Raw genomic sequence first — 19,829 nt, 5'->3', positions numbered from 1 at the left:
CCGCTGGAATTCCCGCGGCGGTTTTCTTTATAAGTTTTTAATAAGCGGTTTCACTTCATTCCCAAACAATTCGATAGATTTCATCATAATATCATGTGAAGGATCTCCCACATCCATGTGACCGATAAATCTTGTAATTCCGAAGATTTCTTTCATGTAGGCTATTTTATCAGCTACTTCAGCCGCACTTCCGATAAATAGAGCTCCGTCTTTGCTTCTTCCTCCGTCATACTGCATTTTTGTGTAAGGTGCCCAACCTCTGGAAGCACCGATTCTGTCCATCTGAGATTTATAGTTATGGAAATATCCATCCACCACTTTTTGGTCATCATTTACAAAAGTATGCGAATGGATTGCAATCTGCATTTTATCTACATCATGACCTGCTTTTTTATATTCCTGCTTATAAAATTCAATTAAGTTTCTAAACTGAATCGGCATTCCACCAATAATAGCCACCACTAAAGGCATTCCTAACTGCGCAGCACTTAAAACCGATTGCGGAGTTCCGCCAACCGCTCTCCATATCGATAATTTTCCATCATTTTTTGCTCTCGGATAAACGGTTTGATTTTGCATCGGTGCACGTAGCTTACCGGACCAGGAAACATTTTCTTCCGAATTGATCTTTAATAACAACTCTAATTTCTCATCAAAAAGCTGTTCATAATCGTTCAGAGAATAACCATATAAAGGGAAAGATTCTATAAAACTTCCTCTTCCAACAAATATCTCTGCACGACCGTCAGAAATGAGATCTAATGTCGAAAAATCCTCATATACTTTCACTGGCTCGGATGAACTTAAAACTGTAACACCACTTGCCAATTTTATATTTTTCGTAATGCTTGCTGCTGCTGCCAAAACAATTTCAGGTGATGACACCGCATAATCGGGCCGGTGATGCTCTCCCATTGCAAAAACGTCGATTCCTACCTCATCCATGAATTTTACCTGCTCAAGGATCTCGCGAATTTTTACTCCTGCGTCTTTATATTTTCCGGTTGTCTGATCAAAAGCCAGGTCACCGAACATTCCTATTCCTAATTCCATATTGTTGATTTTAGTGATACAAAATTAGGTTTCTTACAATTCAGATGCATTGATCTTTGATAAGAACGGTGCTGTGTCATTCTGAATATAAATCGAAGGTTTACAAGCGCAGTTCAGAAGTGGAATGAAGAATCTTTTCCAGTCAACAATTTCTTATCTCTCGGAATAACAAAGCTTCTTTCAAACAAAAAATCCAACCTCATCGGCTGGATTTTAAATATTTTATTTCTTCAAATTCTGATCAAAATAATCTGTGATCTTCTGCATCAAATGTACCCTGTCTTTTCCGATTACATTGTGAGGATGTCCCGGATATACAAAATAATCCAGCTGAACACCGTTGTCTACTGCAGCTTTGATGAATTTAACCGAATGCTGCCAAACTACTACATCATCCTGTGCTCCGTGGATCATTAACAGTTTTCCTTTTAAGTTCTGAACTTTATCCAAAAGATTGGCCGTTGCATAGCCTTGCGGATTTTCCTGTGGAGTATCCATATATCTTTCCCCATACATGATTTCGTACATGCTCCAGTCGATTACAGGTCCTCCTGCAACTCCTACTTTGAAAACATCCGGCTTACGAAGCATAAAGCTTGTCGTCATGAATCCTCCGAAGCTCCATCCGTGAATTCCCATTCTTTCGGAATCTACATAAGGAAGTGACTGTAAATATTCAACTCCTTTCATCTGGTCGTTCATTTCCGTTGTTCCTAAATTTCTGAATACCGCCTGTTCGAATTTCAGGCCGCGGTTGGCAGAACCTCTTCCGTCCATTGTGAAGATAATATATCCGTTTTGAGCCATATATTCATACCAAAGGTTTCCGGAAGCCGGGAATGTATTGGTAATTAGCTGCAAATGCGGTCCGTTGTATAAATAAACAATTGCCGGATACTTTTTATTGGCATCAAAATCCGTCGGAAGAATCATTTTGCCATATAAGATCGTACCGTCATCAGCTTTGAAATTTACACTTTTGATCTCAGGTCTCTGATAATTTTTTAACGTATTTTCAGCGGTAAGAATATTTGTTGATTTTAATGTATTGGTATTAATCACATTAACAACTCTAGGCGTATTTGCATTGCTGTAAGAGTCATATAAGTAATTTCCGTCGCTGCTTAAAATTCCTGCGTGAACTCCTTCCGCATTATCCATTCGCTGCATTTTGAAATTCGTCCAGTTAATTCTGTACAAATGTTTTTCCAAAGGAGTTTCTTTCGTAGAAGTGAAATAAATTTCCTTTTTACTTTCATTAAATCCTAAAATGTCTGTTACCAGCCAATCCCCTTTCGTGATCTGAGCGATCAATCCTTTTTCTAAGCTATAATGAAATAAATGATTGTAACCTGTTCTCTGGCTCTGCCAGATAAAATCCGTATTGGAATTCGGGAAGAAAGTCAATGGATGTTGTGGCTCAACATATTTATCACTGGTTTCCTCAAATAAAGTCTTTACTAAATTTCCTGTAGCCGCATCGTACTGATTCATTTTCATATGATTCTGCCCTCTGTTCAGTACCGCCACAAAAATATATTTTGAATCGGGGCTCCATGTAACCGCCGTTAAATACTGATCTTTTTCACCTTCAATGTTTAAGAATGTGGTTGACTGAGTTTTAATGTTGAAAACACCTAACGTAACCTGATGCGAAGTTTGCCCCGTCATCGGATATTTAATATTGTGATTGACAGCCGGAGTTACTGACCAGTCGATGATCGGGTAATCTGCAACCATTGTCTGATCCATTCTATAGAATGCTACACTTTCAGAATTGGGTGCAGGGAAAATTCCGGTATCAATTCCGAACTCATTTCTGTGCACATTGGAAGCACCATTCAGAATATTTTCATTAGAGTCATTCGTTACGGCAATTGTTTTTCCGTCTTTATTCACAAATAAATTATTCTTTACGGTGAATGCAAAAGTCTCGTTATCTCCGAAGATTTTGATATTTGAAGCTTCTTTATCTACGGCAACAGTATTCTTTACTTTCCAGTCACTTCCTGATTTTTCAACCCAGATCATCTGATCATCAGAATTAAAATATCCGTTAGAATTATTTATAAATTTAATCTGCGGAATCGCTTTAAGTTTATTACTCGCAATACTTTTATTTAACTGAGATAAAGATACCAGTGTATCCTGTTTACTTGTTTTTAAGTCTGTGATCAGATATCCGCCTTTCACTGCCTGAATGTATGATTTCCCGTCATTCGACCACGAAAACTGAGAAATATTTTTCACGGCAAGATTGCTTCTTAAACCATTAACAGCCTCCGCCATCGTAAATTTTTGGGTCTGCGCAAATGCTGAACTCCCCAAAACCAGCATCAATAAATAAAACTTATGTAATTTCATTGTAAAAAATTGAATCCACCAAAAATAAGAAATAAAACCCACACGTTAAGAAACGTTAAAATAAAAGATTGTAAAACCATATTGACACACAGATAAAAATTTATTTCTTACCTTAATAGTGGCTTTTCAACATACCTATGATTGTCCTCTTTTTATTGATTATGTAATGTCATTCTGAATATAAACCGAAGGTTTACGAACGCAGTTCAGAAGTGAAATGAAGAATCTATTGATCGTAATTTGGATTTCTCCTATCGTCGAAATGACAAGTATTCAAAATCTTTATTATCATCAATAACATATATACCATTTAAAAAATAAAACAGAAATCATTTCTTATCCTATATCAATGACTTGTGTCTGTCTCTTGATATAAATTTGCAGTATAAATAACAACAAAAAATAATATTACAATGGCAACAAAATGGAACCTAGACCCAGCGCATAGTGAAATTACTTTTAAAGTAAAACACATGATGATTTCTAATATCAAAGGAAACTTCACCAACTTCAATGCAGAAATCGAAGCTGATGATGATACTTTTGCTAATGCTAAAACAACAGCAACAATTCAGACTGCCTCTATTTCTACACACAATACAGACAGAGACAATCACTTAAAATCTGCAGAGTTCTTCAATGCTGAAGCAAATCCTACGATTACTTTCGATTCTCAGGCTTTGAACGGAAATGTGACAGGAAACCTTACCATCAACGGGATTACAAAACCTGTAAGCCTTGATGTGGATTTCAACGGAATCAATGTAGATCCATGGGGAAATACTAAAGCTGGATTTTCTTTCGAAGGAAAAATCAACAGAAAAGATTTCGGACTGAACTGGAATGCAGCTCTTGAAGCTGGAGGTGTAATGGTAAGTGATGAGGTAAAATTGGCAGGTGAATTACAGTTCGTAAAACAGGCATAATTTTTAACAAATATCTTAAAAGGTTCGGGGATTTTTCTAAAACCTTGAACCTTTTTTGTTTTTCTATATTATCAATACAAATGAACCTAAACGATTTACAAAGCATAAGCGAAAACTTCGGTAATACCCAGAGAATGCCCGTTCTTTTTCTCGGGCATGGCTCACCGATGAACGCCATTGAGGAAAATCAGTTTGTACGAGGTTTCAGAAAAGCAGCCACTGAAATTCCGAAACCGAATGCAATTTTATGTATCTCCGCACACTGGTTTACGCATGGGACGAAAGTAACTGCGATGGATATGCCAAGAACGATTCATGATTTCGGTGGTTTTCCACAGGCATTGTTTGATGTGCAATATCCCGCTCCGGGAGATCCTGAACTGGCAAAAGAGACAGCAGAACTGTTAGCTCCTGTTGTAGTGGAAGAAGACCATAATTGGGGATTGGACCATGGCGCATGGTCGGTTATTAAGCATATGTATCCTAATGCGGATATTCCGGTGATTCAAATGAGTATTGATTATACAAAACCTTCACAATATCATTTTGATCTGGCAAAAAGGCTCAATAAACTTCGCGAAAAAGGAATTCTGATCATCGGAAGCGGCAATATTGTACACAACCTTAGATTGATCGACTGGAGAAATATCAATACAGTAGGAGCTGGTTGGGATTGGGCAATTGAAGCCCGTGAAAAAACAAACAACTGGCTTTTGGACGGAAATTTCCAAAGTATTATTGATTATCAAAAGCAGGGAACTTCACTGCAATATGCAGTTCCTACCCCAGATCACTATTTTCCTTTGATTTATACATTAGGATTGAAGGATAAAGCAGAAAATTTAACCTTATTTAATGATGAGTTAATCGGAGGATCTCTAAGTATGACCAGTGTGAGAATCGGATAACAACTTATTTTTAAGTATTTTTTTATCACTAAAAATTTAGTAATATTGTTTGCCATGAAAAAAACAGTATTACTTTTTTTATTTCTGCTTCCGTTTTCCTTTTCAATTGCTCAAATGATACAAGGAACGGTAGTAAACGATGCGGAACAAAAAATTCCCAATGTCTCCATTTATATTGATGGAACAAAAATAGGAACAACTTCTAAAGAGGACGGAAGCTTCAGCCTCAATTTGCCTTCAAAAAATATCGGGAATATTATTTTTCAGAAAGAAGATTATGAAACTTTTGCAACCCCTGTTTCGGAAGTTTTAAATAAAAAATTAAAAGTTTTTCTCCTGAAAACCAATACCATTGAAGAAGTGACCATCATTCCTTTTACCGAGGAAGCGTACAAGAATCATATCCGTTATTTCCTTAATACTTTTATCGGAAGTGATCAGGAAAACGTGAAAATTAAAAATCAAAGATCTTTAAAATTCGCTTACGATAAAAAGAATAAAATATTAAAGGTAAAAGCTCCGAAAACTTTAATTATTGAAAATAAAAACTTAGGCTACGAGATTGAATATAACCTCATAAGCTTTTCTGCCGATTTTAATTCCAATATGGTCAACTATACAGGAACAAGCTTTTTTAAGGAAACCAAAAATTCTAATAAAGTAAAGCTCAACAGGATGAACGCCTATGACGGAAGTATGCTCCATTTTTTCAGAAGTATTTATAACAATACAATTTCAGAAGATAAATTTATAGTAAACCATGTTGTACAAATTCCCAATCCGAAATATCCTACCTCAGAAGAACTGAACATCCTGAAAAATTTCAAGGAAATGGCTAGAACTTCAAAAACACTTTTGAAAATTCCAGAGGAGATTAGTGATATTTCACACAGAAAGAACAGCCAAAAGCCTTACGCTTTAGCCATCACGAAAACCATGATTCCGGATTCTGATTACGTGAAAAGAGATGGAAAAAATGTTCTTTTCAGTTTTAAGGATATGCTACAGGTGAATTATTCTAAGTATTACTATGAACTGAAAGGAAAACAGTTTATAAAAACAACAATTCCTGTTGTTATTTCATCCTACTTACATCCTGAAGGCGAAACTTTTGAAGTTTCAAAAGACGGAAACATCTCAACTCCTGATTTACTAATTGCTGAAGGAGACTTTACAAAAAATAAAATTGAAAATATGCTTCCTTTAGATTATCAGCTGGGAGATTAACCTGAAATATTTCCGTCTTTCTGATTTTTTAGTTTAAGATTATTTATTGGACAGCTTGTAACACATTAATATTTCCATATCCATAGTCTGAATTCGGAGTCGGATAATACGTGGCTGACTGTCTCATTTTATTCAGAACCTGATCTCTGGTCCAGGACGGATTTTTAGCCCATACCAAAGCTGCAATTCCAGCTGTAGAAGCTGTTGCTACAGAAGAGCCTCCTACATAATCGGTTTGTGCGTTGTAATAACTCAGGACCGGAATACTGTTTCCTGAAGCTCTTTCCATTTGATAAGTAAAATCAATTTCAGCTCCCGAATGACACACGTCGCATTTTTGGTTGGAAGTATTTTCTTTTACTCCGGTGATTGCCTGGGTTTCAGGCATCCAAGCCGGAAAAATTACCCCTACAAAATTCGTAAAGCTTGTGGAAGTTCCTCCTGCACAGAAAATCAGTTTCCCTTTTGAATACGCATATTTTACTCCATCTTCGATTTTCCCCACAGAGAAAATATGTCCCATTGACATTGAAATGATTTTAACACCGGTATTATTTCCCAGCTCTGTAAATGCAATCTTTACTCCGTTTTGTTCATGATATCCATCCAGTACAACATTAGAAGCCGCTCTATAGGTTACCAGATTGGCATTATAGGCAACACCAACCGGCTGTCCCAGATTATTTCTCGGAGCTGCCATCGTCGAAGCCATACTTGTTCCATGACCGCATTGATCCGCAGAACCGTCATAACCTGTACTCCACGGCCATACTGAATCTACATAGACTCCATTTTTACTGATCGTTCTTCCTGAGGAAAGCCCGTTATTGAAGCTGGTTCCCAGTAAAGTCTGCTCAGGAGAAACACCGCTGTCAATCACGCCGATTGTAATTCCAGCTCCCGTACTGTAGCTCCATGCATTGATGATATTGTGTTTGGAGAAAGACCAGGGCGCTTTTGCATTAGGTGTTACAGTGGTGTAATCTGAAGTACTTAAAGTGGTTGATTCAAAGCCGCAACCTGATGAACTGCTACTCGATTTTGATGTTGCTCCGAATTTTTGCTCATTTTCAAAATAACGGTAATCTGCAGGCTCCAGATAACGGATATTTTTCATTTTCCTAAGCGCAATGACCGTTTCCTGTTTTTCTATCACAACATCGATTTGATTGAGATACTGATCTGAAGATAATAAAGTTCTTTCTGTTTTTCCTTCGTACCGTTCAATTACTTTTAAAATTTCTTCCTCAATCGCTTTACTATCCGGCGTCAAGCTTCTGTCGAAAGAAGATCCGAATCCAATAGAAGCAATTTTATTCCCCTGAAAAATGGCACTCCACACGAAATGATCAGAGGATTCATTCCAGGAAAACCTTCCTTTCGTTTTAATGGTTTCATTAATTTTTTCATTGATTTGTTTGGCTGTCAGAGGATCTTTCTGTGCCACTTCAATGTTTCCGGGATTGTTTTGAAGATCTTCCCTGCTACAGGCAGTGAAAATAAAAAACAATAGAAGTAGATAAAAGACATTTTTTTTCATATAAAATAATATTTGATTGGCCTAACCAAGATATCACTTTACATTGAATTAAAAATATCTAAAGTTTAATTTACTATTAATTTTATTATGCTAAAAATAGTATTAACCTAATGATTTACAGCTCCTTTTTATAGCAAACACTATTCTCAACCCCAACATATTGTCCGTAATTAGGAATAAGATTGTAGCCATTTTTATTGTATAGAGCAATTGCTTCCGGTTGTTTAAGTCCTGTTTCCAAAATACCAAATTTGAAGCCTTCACTTTTTGCCCAGATTTCGAGTTCGTTAAGAATTTTTGATGCATAGCCATTACCTCTGTGTTCAGGCAATACATACATTCTTTTGATTTCTACGGTATCATCTTCAAATTTTTTAAAAGCTCCACATCCTGCAGGCTTTTCATTTATATAGAGAAGAACACAGTTTTTCAGTTGGTTAATCGAATTAAACTGATGATAGAACCCGTGTTCATCACCGTCACGAATGGCTAAATCCTGATCTAAAAATTGTACTAAATGCTGAAAATCTGAATTGGAAGAATCTGTTCTTTTAATTTCCATTTTGTTGTTCTTACTTTGCTAAATTACTGATTTTACTATTTTTATTTCCCCACGAATTTCACAGATTTACACAGATATGTTTATCTTAATGTGATATTTTAAAATTAAAAAAATATTTGCAATCATCTGTGAAACCTGCGGTAAATAGAACAAAAAAGACTCCATTTTTAGAAGTCTTCATCTTATTTAAATCAAAAAAATTAATTAACTACAAATTTTCTTTCATTAATCAATTCTGCAATGGCTAACATATCCTGTCCGATTAATCGGTCGTCTTCAAGCTTAGCAACTTTCGAACGAAGGATTGCATAATTTTCTTCGATGATTTTTGAGCATTTTGAAGGTCTTCTGAATTCTAATCCTTGTGCTGCAAACATTAATTCAACAGCCAGAATATTAACTAAATTGCCTAAAACCTGATTGAATTTTCTCCCGGAAATACTTCCCATCGAAACGTGATCTTCCTGACCTAAACTTGTTGGGATTGAATCTGCCGAAGCCGGGAAACACAACGTTTTATTTTCTGTCACTAACGCTGCAGAAGTATATTGAGGGATCATAAATCCTGAATTTAAACCGGAGCTTTCCGTTAATAATCTTGGTAAACCATATTTTCCTTCCAGTAATAAATAGCTTCTTCTGTCGGAAATATTTCCTAATTCAGCAGCTGCCAATGTTGCATAATCCAAAGGCAGAGCCATCAGCTGACCATGGAAGTTTCCTCCTGAAATAGACTCTTCAGCACTTAAAACGATCGGATTATCTGTTACAGAATTTAATTCCGTTTCAGCCATCATCTTTAAATGTTCAAAAGCATTTCTGCTCGCTCCGTGGACCTGCGGAACGCATCTCATTGAATACGGATCCTGAACTCTTTCACAGTCTTCGTGTGCTTTCAGGTTTTCTGAACCTTTCAGGAATTTCAGCATTCTTGCAGCTACTTTTTTACTTCCTTCAAACGGTCTGATTTCATGAAGCTCCTTTTTAAACGGACTTGCAGAACCTCTGTATGCTTCAAGGCTCATTGCAGCCGTCATATCAGCAAGATCTAATAAGTATTCAAATTTTTCCAATCCTTTAATTGCATGAGCAAGAATAAACTGAGTTCCGTTGATTAATCCCAATCCTTCTTTTGGCCCTAAAACCAATGGTTGAAGATCATTTTTTTCTAAAACTTCCGCTGTTTCAAAGATTTCATTTCCTACCCAAACTTTCCCAAGACCTAATAGTGGTAAAACAAGATGCGACAAAGGCGCTAAATCTCCTGAAGCTCCAACAGAACCTTGCTCAGGAACAACCGGAATAATGTCTTTTTCTAACATTAGAATCATTCTCTCGATCACTTCTAAAGAAACTCCCGAAAATCCTTTTGACAATGCGTGAACCTTAGCAATCATCATAATTTTTGAAAGTTCTTTATCAATTGGTTTTCCCACTCCTACTGCGTGAGAGATGATCAGATTATATTGTAATTGTGCAGTTTCATCTGCAGAAATTTTCGTATCACAAAGAGGACCAAATCCTGTATTAATTCCGTAAACACAACGATCTGAGTCTACAATTTTCTGAACATTCTTCTGCGATTTTAGGATTTGTTCTTTTGCAGCTTTGTTCAGTTTAGCTTTATTTGGAGCTTTACAGATTTCCAACACATCATGGAAACTGAAAATATCTACACCGTATATCATTCTCAAAATTTTGTCTTAAAATTACACATTTAACAATAATTGGAAAAACTAATTTTTCAACGTTATATTTTTCTCAGAACAAATCAATTAAATTGTTATTTTTATCGCCTTAAATAAAAAAAATTAATAACACTATGAAATTTAAAACCATGCTGCTTGCATTGTTTCTTGTAAGCACTGTTTCTTTCGCTCAGAAAGTAAAATACTCCAAAGAAGAAATCAAAAAGATGGAACAATACCTTTTTAATGAAGGGTTTAATTCTCCATCTCCTAAAAAAACATCAACAGTTACCTTAAAAGATGGTACAACAGTAAAAGGTTTTTGTGGTAAAATCGACACTAAAAAAGGACAGATTTTCGAAGTAACTCTTAAAGATAGTATTACGAAAAAAACGACTGTTCTTCTAGCCGATAATATAAGTGAAATGTATGTATTTCCAAACGGAGCTGAAAAATTTATGAAAGTTGCCAAATATATGGGAAATATCAGAAATTATCAGACTAAGAAATTGAAAAATACAACAACGAATGACCGTATCCATTTTGTAAATCAAACAGTTTCCTTAAAAAATAAAAAAGATGATAAAGAATTTTTAATGCAGGTTATCAATCCTGAATTTGATGATATTATCTCTGTTTATCATGATCCGAGAGCTAAGGAAACTACAGGATTTTCCGTGATGGGCTCTCCTCAACTAGGTGGTGGTGTTATCAAGTCTTATTACGTAAAGAAAGGTGATAAAGTAATGTGGCTTCACAAAGATGATTTTGAAGACAATTACGATTTTCTTTTCGGAGACAATGCAGAATTCATGAAAAAATATCCTAAAAACTCTGTAGAATGGGATTATTTCAGCTTCTTGGTTTATCAATACACCGAAATGAGTAACGGATAAAATTTAATATTAACATATATTATAAAGCTGTAGAATTCTACAGCTTTTTTTGTGGCTTTAAATTCCGTAATTTTGTTATATGAATCCTTCCTTAGAACTGCAGCTTAAAACTTTACCTTCCGAACCCGGTGTTTATCGTTATTATGACAAAAACGACCAGCTTTTATACGTGGGTAAGGCAAAAAATTTAAAGAAAAGGGTTCTTTCTTATTTCAACAAAAATCTTTCTGGATACCGGATCAAAATTATGGTCGGAAAGATCCAGCGATTGGAAACTACCATTGTAAACAGTGAGTATGATGCTCTATTATTAGAAAACAACCTGATCAAAGAACATCAACCGTTTTACAATGTGATGTTGAAAGATGACAAGACTTATCCGTGGATTTGTATCAAAAATGAAGATTTTCCGAGAATATTCCTGACAAGAAACGTTATCAAAGACGGATCTGAATATTACGGCCCTTACGCGAAAGTACGTCCCGCTAAAATCTTGTTGGATACTATTAAGCATATTTATAAACTCAGAACGTGTAATCTTAATCTTGCACCTAATAAAATTGATGATGGAAAATATAAAGTCTGTTTAGAATATCATATCAAAAATTGTGAAGGACCTTGTGAAGGACTTGAAAGCAAAGAAGATTATGATGAAAAAATTGATGCTATTCGAGGAATTATAAAAGGTGATTTCCGAAAAGCAAAAGAATATCTGATTAACCAGATGATGAAACATGCAGAAAATCTGCAGTTTGAACAGGCACAGCTCATAAAGGAAAGACTTGATATACTTGAAGATTATCAGGCTAAAAATACAGTTGTCAATCCGAATATTGATGATGTGGATGTATTTGGAATGACGAGTGATGAGACGGCTGCTTATGTAAATTTCTTTAAGATCAGAAACGGAAATATCATTCAGAGTTTCACCACTGAAATTAAAAAAATCCTTGAAGAATCCGATGAGGATATTATGGAAGAAGCTTTAATTGAAATCAGGCAAAAGTTTAGTTCGGATTCAAAAGAAGTTCTTCTACCCTTCCATTTATCTGTAGAAATTCCGAATGTAAAACTGATCGTTCCAAAAGTTGGGGATAAAAAACGTATCGTAGAATTATCCGAAAAAAATGCGAAGGAATACCGTTTAGAAAAATTAAAGCAGGTTCAGATCGTTGATCCGGAAAGGCACACCAACAGAATAATGGCAGAAATGCAGAAGTTATTGAGGATGCCTGTTGAGCCAAGACATATTGAAGGTTTTGATAATTCAAACATACAAGGTACAAATCCTGTTTCTGCCTGTGTCGTATTTAAAGACGGAAAACCAAGTAAAGCCGACTATAGAATTTTCCATCCCAAAACAGTGGAGGGTCCAAATGACTTTGCCACTATGGAAGAAGTAATTTATCGCCGCTATAAAAGAATGCTAGATGAGGGAGAAAGCTTACCTCAATTGATTTTGATTGATGGAGGAAAGGGACAGTTATCTTCTGCTGTAAAAAGTTTACGTTTACTGGGATTATATGGTAAAATTACCATCGTCGGAATCGCAAAAAGACTGGAAGAGATTTTCTTTCCTGAAGATCCTATTCCTTTGTATCTTGATAAAAAATCGGAAACATTAAAAATTCTGCAAAGAGTAAGAGATGAAGCTCACCGTTTCGGCGTAAAACATCACAGAACCAGAAGAAAAAACTCTACCATAAAATCTGAACTGGAAGAAATTCCGGGTGTGGGAGAAAAAACGATTGAATTATTACTTTCAAAACTGAAATCTGTAAAACGCATAAAAGAATCCAATCTGGAAACTTTGGAGGAGATCGTCGGAAAAGTTAAAGCGAAAGTCATTCACGATTTTCTCAATAAATAAACCAATAAAAAACTTAAAATCATAACTATTTAATTTAAAAATTCAATTATTAGTGTTTTTTTCATAATTTAGCTTAAACATTTAATTATTAAATATTATCATTATGAAAAAAAACTATTTTTTAGCAAAACTATTTGCTGCAATTATTACGTTTACACTAACCAATCTTTTTAGCGCACAAACCTATTGTAACCCTAGCTATTCCAGTGGATGCACAAACTGGAGAATTACTCAGGTAACCATTCCTTCTGCCAGTTTCGATAATACGTTTGCCTCTGGAACCTGTACATCTGGAAGAGACCGTACTTCTGTAACGGTAAACCTGAGTACAGGAACTTCTTATGGCATTAATATAACTACTGTGGGATGGATTGCTTGTGGAATGGCTATAGACTTCAATAAAGACGGAGATTTTGATGATGCCGGAGAAACATTATTTTTACCTGGTTATATTGCCAGTGATACACAAACTTATTCAGGAAACTTTACCATTCCAACCTCTGTGGCTTCAGGGAATTACAGAATGAGGGTATGGAACCGTTTAGCCAATTCAGCAAATGGTACCCCTGCAGATTCTCCTTGTGGAGCCTATAACTATGGAACCTGGACAGATTACACGGCAAATATAGGAACATTAGCTACTTCTGAAGTAACAAAAATTTCTTCAAAAATCTATCCCAATCCTGTCTCTGATCTCTTAACTATAGAAGGTAAAAATATAATTGAGTCAGTTGAAATCTATGACATGAATGGAAAACTTCTTAAAACTGTTTCTGCAAAAAGTGAAACTGTTTCAGTTAAGCTTTCTGATCTTGCTCCAGGAACCTATTTTGCAAAAGTGAATGATCATAAAGCCGATCAAAAAATCAAGTTTATTAAAAAATAATTTTGATTTTATATCATAAAAAAGCTCTCAAAATTGAGAGCTTTTATTTTATCATTAAATTCTTTAAGTTATTTTTTTGAAAATACTTCTTTTGAGTATTCACCGTTAGATTGCGGAACTTCAATGACAATATTTCCATTTTCAAAATACCCCAATGTAGATCCCCCGTTTTGTAGTTTTACTCTGAAAACATCATTTTTACTTGTAGTCTTAAAAGTTGCAAAAGGAGATGAGCTGTTTGGGCTCACCAAGATAAATTGGGAACCATCCATTTGAATTTTCTGCAGATCCATTTTACCATTGCTGAATCTAACAGCAAGATTATCTGATGAAGGGGTATTGACAGACTGAGGAGTAGATGATACTGTTGTTTCCTGAATTTTAGTTTGAACCATCGTTTGATTTGTCGGATTTGCAGGAGAAATCGACACAAAAGTCTGTTTCAAGGCATCCTGATATCCTTCTTTATATTCTTTAATACTAGAAGCACCTTTAATAGATTGTATTTCTTTATCGTTACAATCTTTAAACTTTACTAAGACCTTATTCCTCAAAAAGCCACTGTCATTAACAATATCTGCCAATAATACATTACAAGGATTATCTTTTGCTTCAGACGGCCATTGTAATTTATCTGCAGGAATAACAGTATAATTTTTACTTCGTAATGTTTTTGTTAACAATTCTCCTAAGCCGAAATCTTCTTTAAAAGTATCAAATTTAGCAGGAAGTGTCACATATTTATAATCAGAAACTTTTTGTGCAAAAGCTGTTAAAGAAGTAAAGGCAAGGATGAATATTGCTGCTTTTTTCATTTTCATAAATTTTAATCATTTCTAAATTCTCCCATATCCAATTTCAACGAGAAGAAATTGGAGTAGAAATTGGATCCTCCAATTCCTGAATTACTGATGGCATAATCCAGTGTAAGACCTCTGTATCTGATGCCTATCCCCGCACTTGGCTGAAAGGAAACTTTTCTTTTCAAGTCTTCGATATCTGTAATGGATTGAAATCTATTTACACCTAGTCTTACAAAGATCATTTTCTGGTATCCTAACTCAGCTCCTGCATAAGGAGTAATACTTGCAATATCAGAAGAAATAAGAGCTGCTGTTTTCGCAAAGTCGACATTAATACCTGCTTCAGGCAAAACGTAAACACTACTATTAATTTCAAATAATTTGCTCGCTCCTACATTCAATTTAGGCATGGTAAGCTCCATTTTATCAGTAGGAGCCGGGTTGAATTCTTCACCGTTCACAACGGTTGATAATTCTTTTTGATTGATGCTCCAGAAGTTAACCGTTGTGGTTGCATCACGGAGCATTCCTCCAAACTTCCATCCATTATCTGCCTTATAAATGGCTCCAACATCAAAACCGAAACCATAGCCATTAGCAAATTTTCCAACATTACGATAAACGATTTTAGCATTCACCCCTACATCTAACTTTGGATTTCCAGCCGGATGAAAAGCATAGGAAAGCAATGCTGCATAATCAGACTGAGAGAATTTGGTAATTTTATCGTAATCAATATTCCCTTCGGAATCGATCATCTGAGTAGTATTCAAGATATTATCAACCCCTAATCTTACAACAGAAACTCCAAAAACACCTTCTTCTAATACTTTTGCGTAGGCTAAGTAGTCATATTTGGCAATAGATTCAAAATATTCTGCGTGCATGGCAGCTCCCTGCCAGTCTCTTTGAATAGATAAAAGACCTGCCGGGTTCCACATCGGGGAATATACATCATCCTGATTGGAGATTACCGCTCCTCCCATTGCCAATCCTCTCGCTCCTGCTCCAATATTTAAAAATTCGTTGGAATATTTTCTGATAATCTGAGACTGGGAAAGTCCAAAAGCGAAGGAAAATAGTATTAAAAGGTATTTTTTCATCATATTTCAGGTGATGCTTAATTAAGTTGTTTTTGTTTTTTTGCTTTTATTAAACCATTAATAATAATTGCCAATATCATTACAAATGAAGCGATATAAAAAATAGGACTCATATGCTCCGATTCTCCAAAGATAAAAAAAGCTAATATAATTCCGTAGACCGGTTCTAAATTAACTGTTAAAATTAAAGTAAAAGGTGAAATATACTTCATCAGTTTTACAGATTCTAGCATGGGAAAAGCAGTAAAAACACTCGCCAACAAACATATTAACGCAATATCTCTGTAACTTATTTCATCCATGTGAAAAAATTGCCCCGAGAACAAATAAATCACCATCAGCATAAACCATCCGCAAAAAATTTCATAAAAAATGATATTTCCTGAACTCGTTTTCCCAAACATTTTTCCATTAAAAACCGAAAATATCGTTCCGAATATGGCACATAATATTCCGTAAAAAATCCCTTCTTTATATTGGAATTCGGTTTTAAATATTAATAATATACAGGCCACAATTACCAATCCCATTATCACTTCCGAAACATCTATCTTTCTTTTAAAAATAATCGGCTCCAAAATGGAAGCAAATAATGTCGACAGTGAAAGGCAGCTCAAAGCTATTGAAACATTCGACACTTTAATCGAATAAAAAAAACAATACCAATGAAGCGCCATCGCAAAACCAATTGCAGCCAGCTGAAAAAATATTTTCTTAGAAACCTTTATACTTTCTTTCTTATAAATCCTGATAAAGGCATACAGAACAACAGCTGCGAACAGCATTCTGTAAAAAACCAGAATCTGTGCATTTGCATGAATAAGTTTTCCCAAAATTGCCGTAAATCCCCATAAAAAAACAATTAAATGCAATCTGAACAGTGCCAACTTATGCATACCCTACCTCTTTTTAATTTTAATAGGCAAATTTACAAATCGCTTTAACATATTGGGCAGATTTATTCATTTTTTACAAAAAAACCCTGAAAATTTGTTCAACTTTCAGGGCTTTCAAATAATAAACTATTAAAAAAATAAACTAGGAACTTAGAGTATTTTATAGAGAATATACCTCCAATACTCTAGTGTAAAGTTAAAAAAAATCTTAATAATATAAAAATATTTTCGTGTTAAAAGTTTCACAATTTTCTGAAAACCAATATTTTAAACACTTGTTTTAATTCAGTTTAAATTCCTTTTAAAAATAGTATCTTTAGCACTATATAAAATGAATTTATTTTTATGGACCTTGAATTCAACAAAAGAGAAGATCAAAACAGATTAAAATTATCAGAAATCAATCGTTTACTTGCCGAAATAAAAAAAGGAGGCGGTGAAAAAAGACTTCAAAAACTTCGTGACGAAGGAAAAATGACCGCAAGAGAAAGAATTGAATATCTTCTTGATAAAAATTCAGATTCAATAGAAATTGGAGCATTTGCAGGATTCGAAATGTATGAAGAGCATGGAGGATGTCCTAGTGGTGGTGTTGTCGTGGTAATAGGATATGTTTCCGGAAGACAGTGTATTGTTGTTGCTAATGATGCCTCTGTAAAAGCCGGAGCCTGGTTTCCGATCACAGGAAAGAAAAACCTTAGAGCACAGGAAATCGCCATGGAAAACAAGCTGCCAATCATTTATTTAGTGGATTCTGCTGGTGTATATTTACCGATGCAGGATGAAATCTTCCCTGATAAAGAACATTTTGGAAGAATTTTCAGAAACAACGCCAAAATGAGTTCTATGGGAATTATCCAGATCTCTGCAGTGATGGGAAGCTGTGTTGCAGGTGGTGCATATTTACCAATCATGAGTGATGAAGCCATGATTGTAGATAAAACAGGATCCATCTTCCTCGCAGGAAGTTATCTTGTAAAAGCTGCAATTGGTGAAAGTATTGACAATGAAACTTTAGGTGGAGCAACTACACACTGCTCTATTTCCGGGGTTACTGATTATAAGGCAAAAGATGATAAAGATGCTTTGGATAGAATCAAAAATATTATGAAGTCTATCGGAAGTAATGAAAAAGCAGGCTTTGATAGAATTGAAAGCTTTCCGCCAAAAGAAAATCCAGATAATATTTTCGGGATTATGCCTGTTTCCAGGGCTGAGCAATATGATACTTACGAAATCATTAAATGCATAGTAGACAACTCCGAATATGAAGAATACAAGGCTGATTATGGAAAAAGTATTGTTTGTGCTACTGCAAGAATTGACGGTTGGTCTGTAGGTATTGTTGCTAATCAGAGAAAGCTGGTTAAAAGCGGTAAGGGAGAAATGCAGTTCGGAGGAGTAATCTACTCTGATTCTGCCGATAAAGCAACAAGATTCATTGCAAACTGTAACCAAAGAAAAATTCCTTTAGTATTCTTACAGGATGTTACCGGCTTCATGGTAGGTTCTAAGTCTGAACACGGAGGTATCATTAAAGACGGAGCAAAAATGGTAAATGCTGTTTCCAACTCGGTTGTTCCTAAGTTTACTATTATTACAGGGAACTCTTATGGAGCAGGAAATTATGCAATGTGCGGTAAAGCTTATGATCCGAGATTAATCGTAGCTTGGCCATGGGCAGATCTAGCGGTAATGGGTGGAGCTCAAGCCGCAAAAGTTTTAGCGCAAATCCAAGAATCAACCTTAAAAAAGCAAGGAAAAGAAATTTCTGAAGAAGAGCATAACGAAATTTTGGATACTATCTCAAAAAGATATCAGAAACAAACTGAAGCAACTTATGCTGCAGCCAGACTTTGGACGGATGCCATTATTAACCCAACAGATACTAGAAAATGGATTTCTATGGGAATTGAAGCCGCTAACAATGCTCCTATTACTGAAAAATTTAATTTGGGAGTTATTCAGGTATAATTTTATAAAACAATAATCATGAAATCACAACTACTAATTTTATTGGCGTTCTTCATTTCCGGTTTATCATTCGCACAATGTACTATAACTGGAAAAACAGTACTTAAAGTACAGGATGAAGAAACCTACAGTATATCTCCCGATATAGGACAGTGCAGAGATTGTCACTTGTGGTCTAATTATGGCAAAAGTGCCACAGTAATAGGTGATAACAAACTTAGTAGCATTAAACTAAAAGCTAATGAAGAAGGACGTCAGTTAATATCTATATCCGTACTTACTTCACAAGGAATGATCCAGTGCAGTAAAACAATCGAAATATTGAGTGGTAAGAATTATGAGAATGCAATAAATGGAACATCAGCTGACGTAAAACAAAATACCAATATCAGCAAAAATTGTGATATTGAGGTTACAGACTTCAAACAGGGTAAATTTGGTGACGGAATCGTAAACTTCTTCCCAAATGTTTCCAACAATGAATATAAATATGCTTGGACAGTAAATTATTCTGACGGAAGTATTATGAAGTCTACAGATAAGACTCCGCAGTTCCCCTATAGTAAAGAAAAAAGCATAAGCATAGTAAAACTTCAGATCTTCTCTAAAAATTGTATAAAAGATCTTTCTAGGTCATATGAACCAATTTTTTGGGAACATTTTTAAAGATAAAATTATTTGTTTGAATAGTAAAAAAACCGAAGAAAATTCTTCGGTTTTTTATTTATAAGCTATTCATAATGATATAACCTTCAATAACAAATAAACGCTTTGTAGCTATATTTGATCATATAACGGCCAGAATTCCTACAAAGAACCTTTTATTAGTAGCTGTTTCCCGCTTTCACTACTCGCTTTTTTACGCCTAGCCTTCTCCCATCTCAATAAAAAGAGCTCAAACATGCCGTTCAATCGGGGCTAGATCACCCTACTCCATTGAGACTTAGGTTATCATTGATTGAATGAGATTAATATTAATAATGGTTGTTTATGTATATAAAACAAAAAAGTCTCATTCATGTAATTGAATGAGACTTTAAAAAAACTGGCGGCGACCTACTCTCCCGCTTGTCGCAGTACCATCGGCGCTGGTGGGCTTAACTTCTGTGTTCGGAATGGGAACAGGTGAGCCC

General features: G+C 35.2%; 16 protein-coding genes and 1 rRNA gene. 8 read left to right on the top strand and 9 right to left on the bottom strand.

All coding sequences use genetic code 11. The features are described 5' to 3' along the window. Window positions 1-27: 27 nt before the first annotated feature. Both CLV73_RS17935 and CLV73_RS17930 read right to left on the bottom strand, forming a co-directional pair. Window positions 28-1,053: an LLM class flavin-dependent oxidoreductase gene (locus tag CLV73_RS17935; RefSeq protein WP_100378266.1), complete on the bottom strand. Its 1,026-nt coding sequence runs from the start codon at window positions 1,051-1,053 to the stop codon at window positions 28-30. 222 nt (window positions 1,054-1,275) lie between these two features. Further along, window positions 1,276-3,417 carry a S9 family peptidase gene (locus CLV73_RS17930; protein ID WP_100378265.1) on the bottom strand — a complete coding sequence of 714 codons (2,142 nt, stop codon included), beginning with the start codon at window positions 3,415-3,417 and terminating at the stop codon, window positions 1,276-1,278. A 413-nt stretch (window positions 3,418-3,830) separates the two neighbouring features. Between CLV73_RS17930 and CLV73_RS17925 the strand changes: the two genes are divergently transcribed. The 3 genes from CLV73_RS17925 to CLV73_RS17915 all read left to right on the top strand — a co-directional run bounded on the left by CLV73_RS17925 (window position 3,831) and on the right by CLV73_RS17915 (window position 6,478). After that, window positions 3,831-4,343: a YceI family protein gene (locus tag CLV73_RS17925; protein ID WP_100378264.1), complete on the top strand. Its 513-nt coding sequence runs from the start codon at window positions 3,831-3,833 to the stop codon at window positions 4,341-4,343. 80 nt (window positions 4,344-4,423) lie between these two features. After that, window positions 4,424-5,251 carry a 4,5-DOPA-extradiol-dioxygenase gene (ygiD, locus tag CLV73_RS17920; protein ID WP_100378263.1) on the top strand — a complete coding sequence of 276 codons (828 nt, stop codon included), beginning with the start codon at window positions 4,424-4,426 and terminating at the stop codon, window positions 5,249-5,251. Between the two features lie 54 nt (window positions 5,252-5,305). Next, window positions 5,306-6,478 carry a carboxypeptidase-like regulatory domain-containing protein gene (locus CLV73_RS17915; protein WP_100378262.1) on the top strand — a complete coding sequence of 391 codons (1,173 nt, stop codon included), beginning with the start codon at window positions 5,306-5,308 and terminating at the stop codon, window positions 6,476-6,478. 43 nt (window positions 6,479-6,521) lie between these two features. Here the strand turns inward: CLV73_RS17915 and CLV73_RS17910 are convergent, their stop codons facing one another. The 3 genes from CLV73_RS17910 to hutH form a co-directional block, all read right to left on the bottom strand. Further along, window positions 6,522-8,018, bottom strand: coding sequence for a S8 family peptidase (locus tag CLV73_RS17910; protein WP_100378261.1), 1,497 nt, complete (start codon window positions 8,016-8,018; stop codon window positions 6,522-6,524). A gap of 115 nt (window positions 8,019-8,133) precedes the next feature. Then, the gene (locus CLV73_RS17905) at window positions 8,134-8,580 is read right to left on the bottom strand and encodes a GNAT family N-acetyltransferase (RefSeq protein WP_100378260.1); all 447 of its coding nucleotides are present in this window, start codon (window positions 8,578-8,580) and stop codon (window positions 8,134-8,136) included. A gap of 200 nt (window positions 8,581-8,780) precedes the next feature. Then, window positions 8,781-10,268: a histidine ammonia-lyase gene (gene hutH, locus CLV73_RS17900; protein WP_100378259.1), complete on the bottom strand. Its 1,488-nt coding sequence runs from the start codon at window positions 10,266-10,268 to the stop codon at window positions 8,781-8,783. A gap of 134 nt (window positions 10,269-10,402) precedes the next feature. On the opposite strand from hutH, the gene CLV73_RS17895 reads away from it, so the two are divergent. The 3 genes from CLV73_RS17895 (at window position 10,403) to CLV73_RS17885 (ending at window position 13,920) form a co-directional block, all read left to right on the top strand. Beyond that, window positions 10,403-11,164, top strand: coding sequence for a hypothetical protein (locus CLV73_RS17895; protein WP_100378258.1), 762 nt, complete (start codon window positions 10,403-10,405; stop codon window positions 11,162-11,164). A gap of 79 nt (window positions 11,165-11,243) precedes the next feature. After that, window positions 11,244-13,034 carry an excinuclease ABC subunit UvrC gene (gene uvrC / locus CLV73_RS17890; protein ID WP_100378257.1) on the top strand — a complete coding sequence of 597 codons (1,791 nt, stop codon included), beginning with the start codon at window positions 11,244-11,246 and terminating at the stop codon, window positions 13,032-13,034. A 103-nt stretch (window positions 13,035-13,137) separates the two neighbouring features. Continuing rightward, window positions 13,138-13,920, top strand: coding sequence for a T9SS type A sorting domain-containing protein (locus CLV73_RS17885; protein ID WP_100378256.1), 783 nt, complete (start codon window positions 13,138-13,140; stop codon window positions 13,918-13,920). A gap of 68 nt (window positions 13,921-13,988) precedes the next feature. Here CLV73_RS17885 and CLV73_RS17880 read toward each other — a convergent pair whose 3' ends face one another. From CLV73_RS17880 to CLV73_RS17870, 3 genes are read right to left on the bottom strand one after another with little or no spacing between them, the layout of a single operon-like run. After that, window positions 13,989-14,735: a hypothetical protein gene (locus CLV73_RS17880; RefSeq protein WP_100378405.1), complete on the bottom strand. Its 747-nt coding sequence runs from the start codon at window positions 14,733-14,735 to the stop codon at window positions 13,989-13,991. A gap of 11 nt (window positions 14,736-14,746) precedes the next feature. Next, window positions 14,747-15,829 carry a putative type IX sorting system protein PorV2 gene (locus tag CLV73_RS17875; protein ID WP_100378255.1) on the bottom strand — a complete coding sequence of 361 codons (1,083 nt, stop codon included), beginning with the start codon at window positions 15,827-15,829 and terminating at the stop codon, window positions 14,747-14,749. A gap of 14 nt (window positions 15,830-15,843) precedes the next feature. Further along, window positions 15,844-16,722: a DMT family transporter gene (locus CLV73_RS17870; protein WP_100378254.1), complete on the bottom strand. Its 879-nt coding sequence runs from the start codon at window positions 16,720-16,722 to the stop codon at window positions 15,844-15,846. A gap of 345 nt (window positions 16,723-17,067) precedes the next feature. Here CLV73_RS17870 and CLV73_RS17865 point away from each other — a divergent pair, with 345 nt between their 5' ends. Both CLV73_RS17865 and CLV73_RS17860 read left to right on the top strand, forming a co-directional pair. Continuing rightward, window positions 17,068-18,696, top strand: a complete 1,629-nt coding sequence (locus CLV73_RS17865) for an acyl-CoA carboxylase subunit beta (RefSeq protein ID WP_100378253.1) — start codon at window positions 17,068-17,070, stop codon at window positions 18,694-18,696. A gap of 18 nt (window positions 18,697-18,714) precedes the next feature. Continuing rightward, entirely contained in the window at window positions 18,715-19,362 is a 648-nt protein-coding gene (locus CLV73_RS17860; protein WP_100378252.1) for a hypothetical protein, read from the top strand. Window positions 19,363-19,739: 377 nt separating this feature from the next. On the opposite strand, the gene rrf is transcribed toward CLV73_RS17860, so the two are convergent. Then, window positions 19,740-19,829, bottom strand: a 5S ribosomal RNA gene (rrf, locus tag CLV73_RS17855); the annotation flags it as partial.

This window comes from Chryseobacterium geocarposphaerae, assembly GCF_002797535.1.
Lineage (GTDB): Bacteria > Bacteroidota > Bacteroidia > Flavobacteriales > Weeksellaceae > Chryseobacterium > Chryseobacterium geocarposphaerae.
The sequence above is the reverse complement of the archived record's forward strand: the minus strand, read 5'-3'. Positions and strand labels throughout refer to the sequence as shown.

Bases quoted from the DNA above. Each gene is read 5' to 3' on its own strand.
- CLV73_RS17935 (WP_100378266.1), bottom strand. From the start codon at position 1,053: ATGGAATTAGGAATAGGAATGTTCGGTGACCTGGCTTTTGATCAGACA.
- CLV73_RS17930 (WP_100378265.1), bottom strand. From the start codon at position 3,417: ATGAAATTACATAAGTTTTATTTATTGATGCTGGTTTTGGGGAGTTCA.
- CLV73_RS17925 (WP_100378264.1), top strand. From the start codon at position 3,831: ATGGCAACAAAATGGAACCTAGACCCAGCGCATAGTGAAATTACTTTT.
- ygiD (WP_100378263.1), top strand. From the start codon at position 4,424: ATGAACCTAAACGATTTACAAAGCATAAGCGAAAACTTCGGTAATACC.
- CLV73_RS17915 (WP_100378262.1), top strand. From the start codon at position 5,306: ATGAAAAAAACAGTATTACTTTTTTTATTTCTGCTTCCGTTTTCCTTT.
- CLV73_RS17910 (WP_100378261.1), bottom strand. From the start codon at position 8,018: ATGAAAAAAAATGTCTTTTATCTACTTCTATTGTTTTTTATTTTCACT.
- CLV73_RS17905 (WP_100378260.1), bottom strand. From the start codon at position 8,580: ATGGAAATTAAAAGAACAGATTCTTCCAATTCAGATTTTCAGCATTTA.
- hutH (WP_100378259.1), bottom strand. From the start codon at position 10,268: ATGATATACGGTGTAGATATTTTCAGTTTCCATGATGTGTTGGAAATC.
- CLV73_RS17895 (WP_100378258.1), top strand. From the start codon at position 10,403: ATGAAATTTAAAACCATGCTGCTTGCATTGTTTCTTGTAAGCACTGTT.
- uvrC (WP_100378257.1), top strand. From the start codon at position 11,244: ATGAATCCTTCCTTAGAACTGCAGCTTAAAACTTTACCTTCCGAACCC.
- CLV73_RS17885 (WP_100378256.1), top strand. From the start codon at position 13,138: ATGAAAAAAAACTATTTTTTAGCAAAACTATTTGCTGCAATTATTACG.
- CLV73_RS17880 (WP_100378405.1), bottom strand. From the start codon at position 14,735: ATGAAAAAAGCAGCAATATTCATCCTTGCCTTTACTTCTTTAACAGCT.
- CLV73_RS17875 (WP_100378255.1), bottom strand. From the start codon at position 15,829: ATGATGAAAAAATACCTTTTAATACTATTTTCCTTCGCTTTTGGACTT.
- CLV73_RS17870 (WP_100378254.1), bottom strand. From the start codon at position 16,722: ATGCATAAGTTGGCACTGTTCAGATTGCATTTAATTGTTTTTTTATGG.
- CLV73_RS17865 (WP_100378253.1), top strand. From the start codon at position 17,068: ATGGACCTTGAATTCAACAAAAGAGAAGATCAAAACAGATTAAAATTA.
- CLV73_RS17860 (WP_100378252.1), top strand. From the start codon at position 18,715: ATGAAATCACAACTACTAATTTTATTGGCGTTCTTCATTTCCGGTTTA.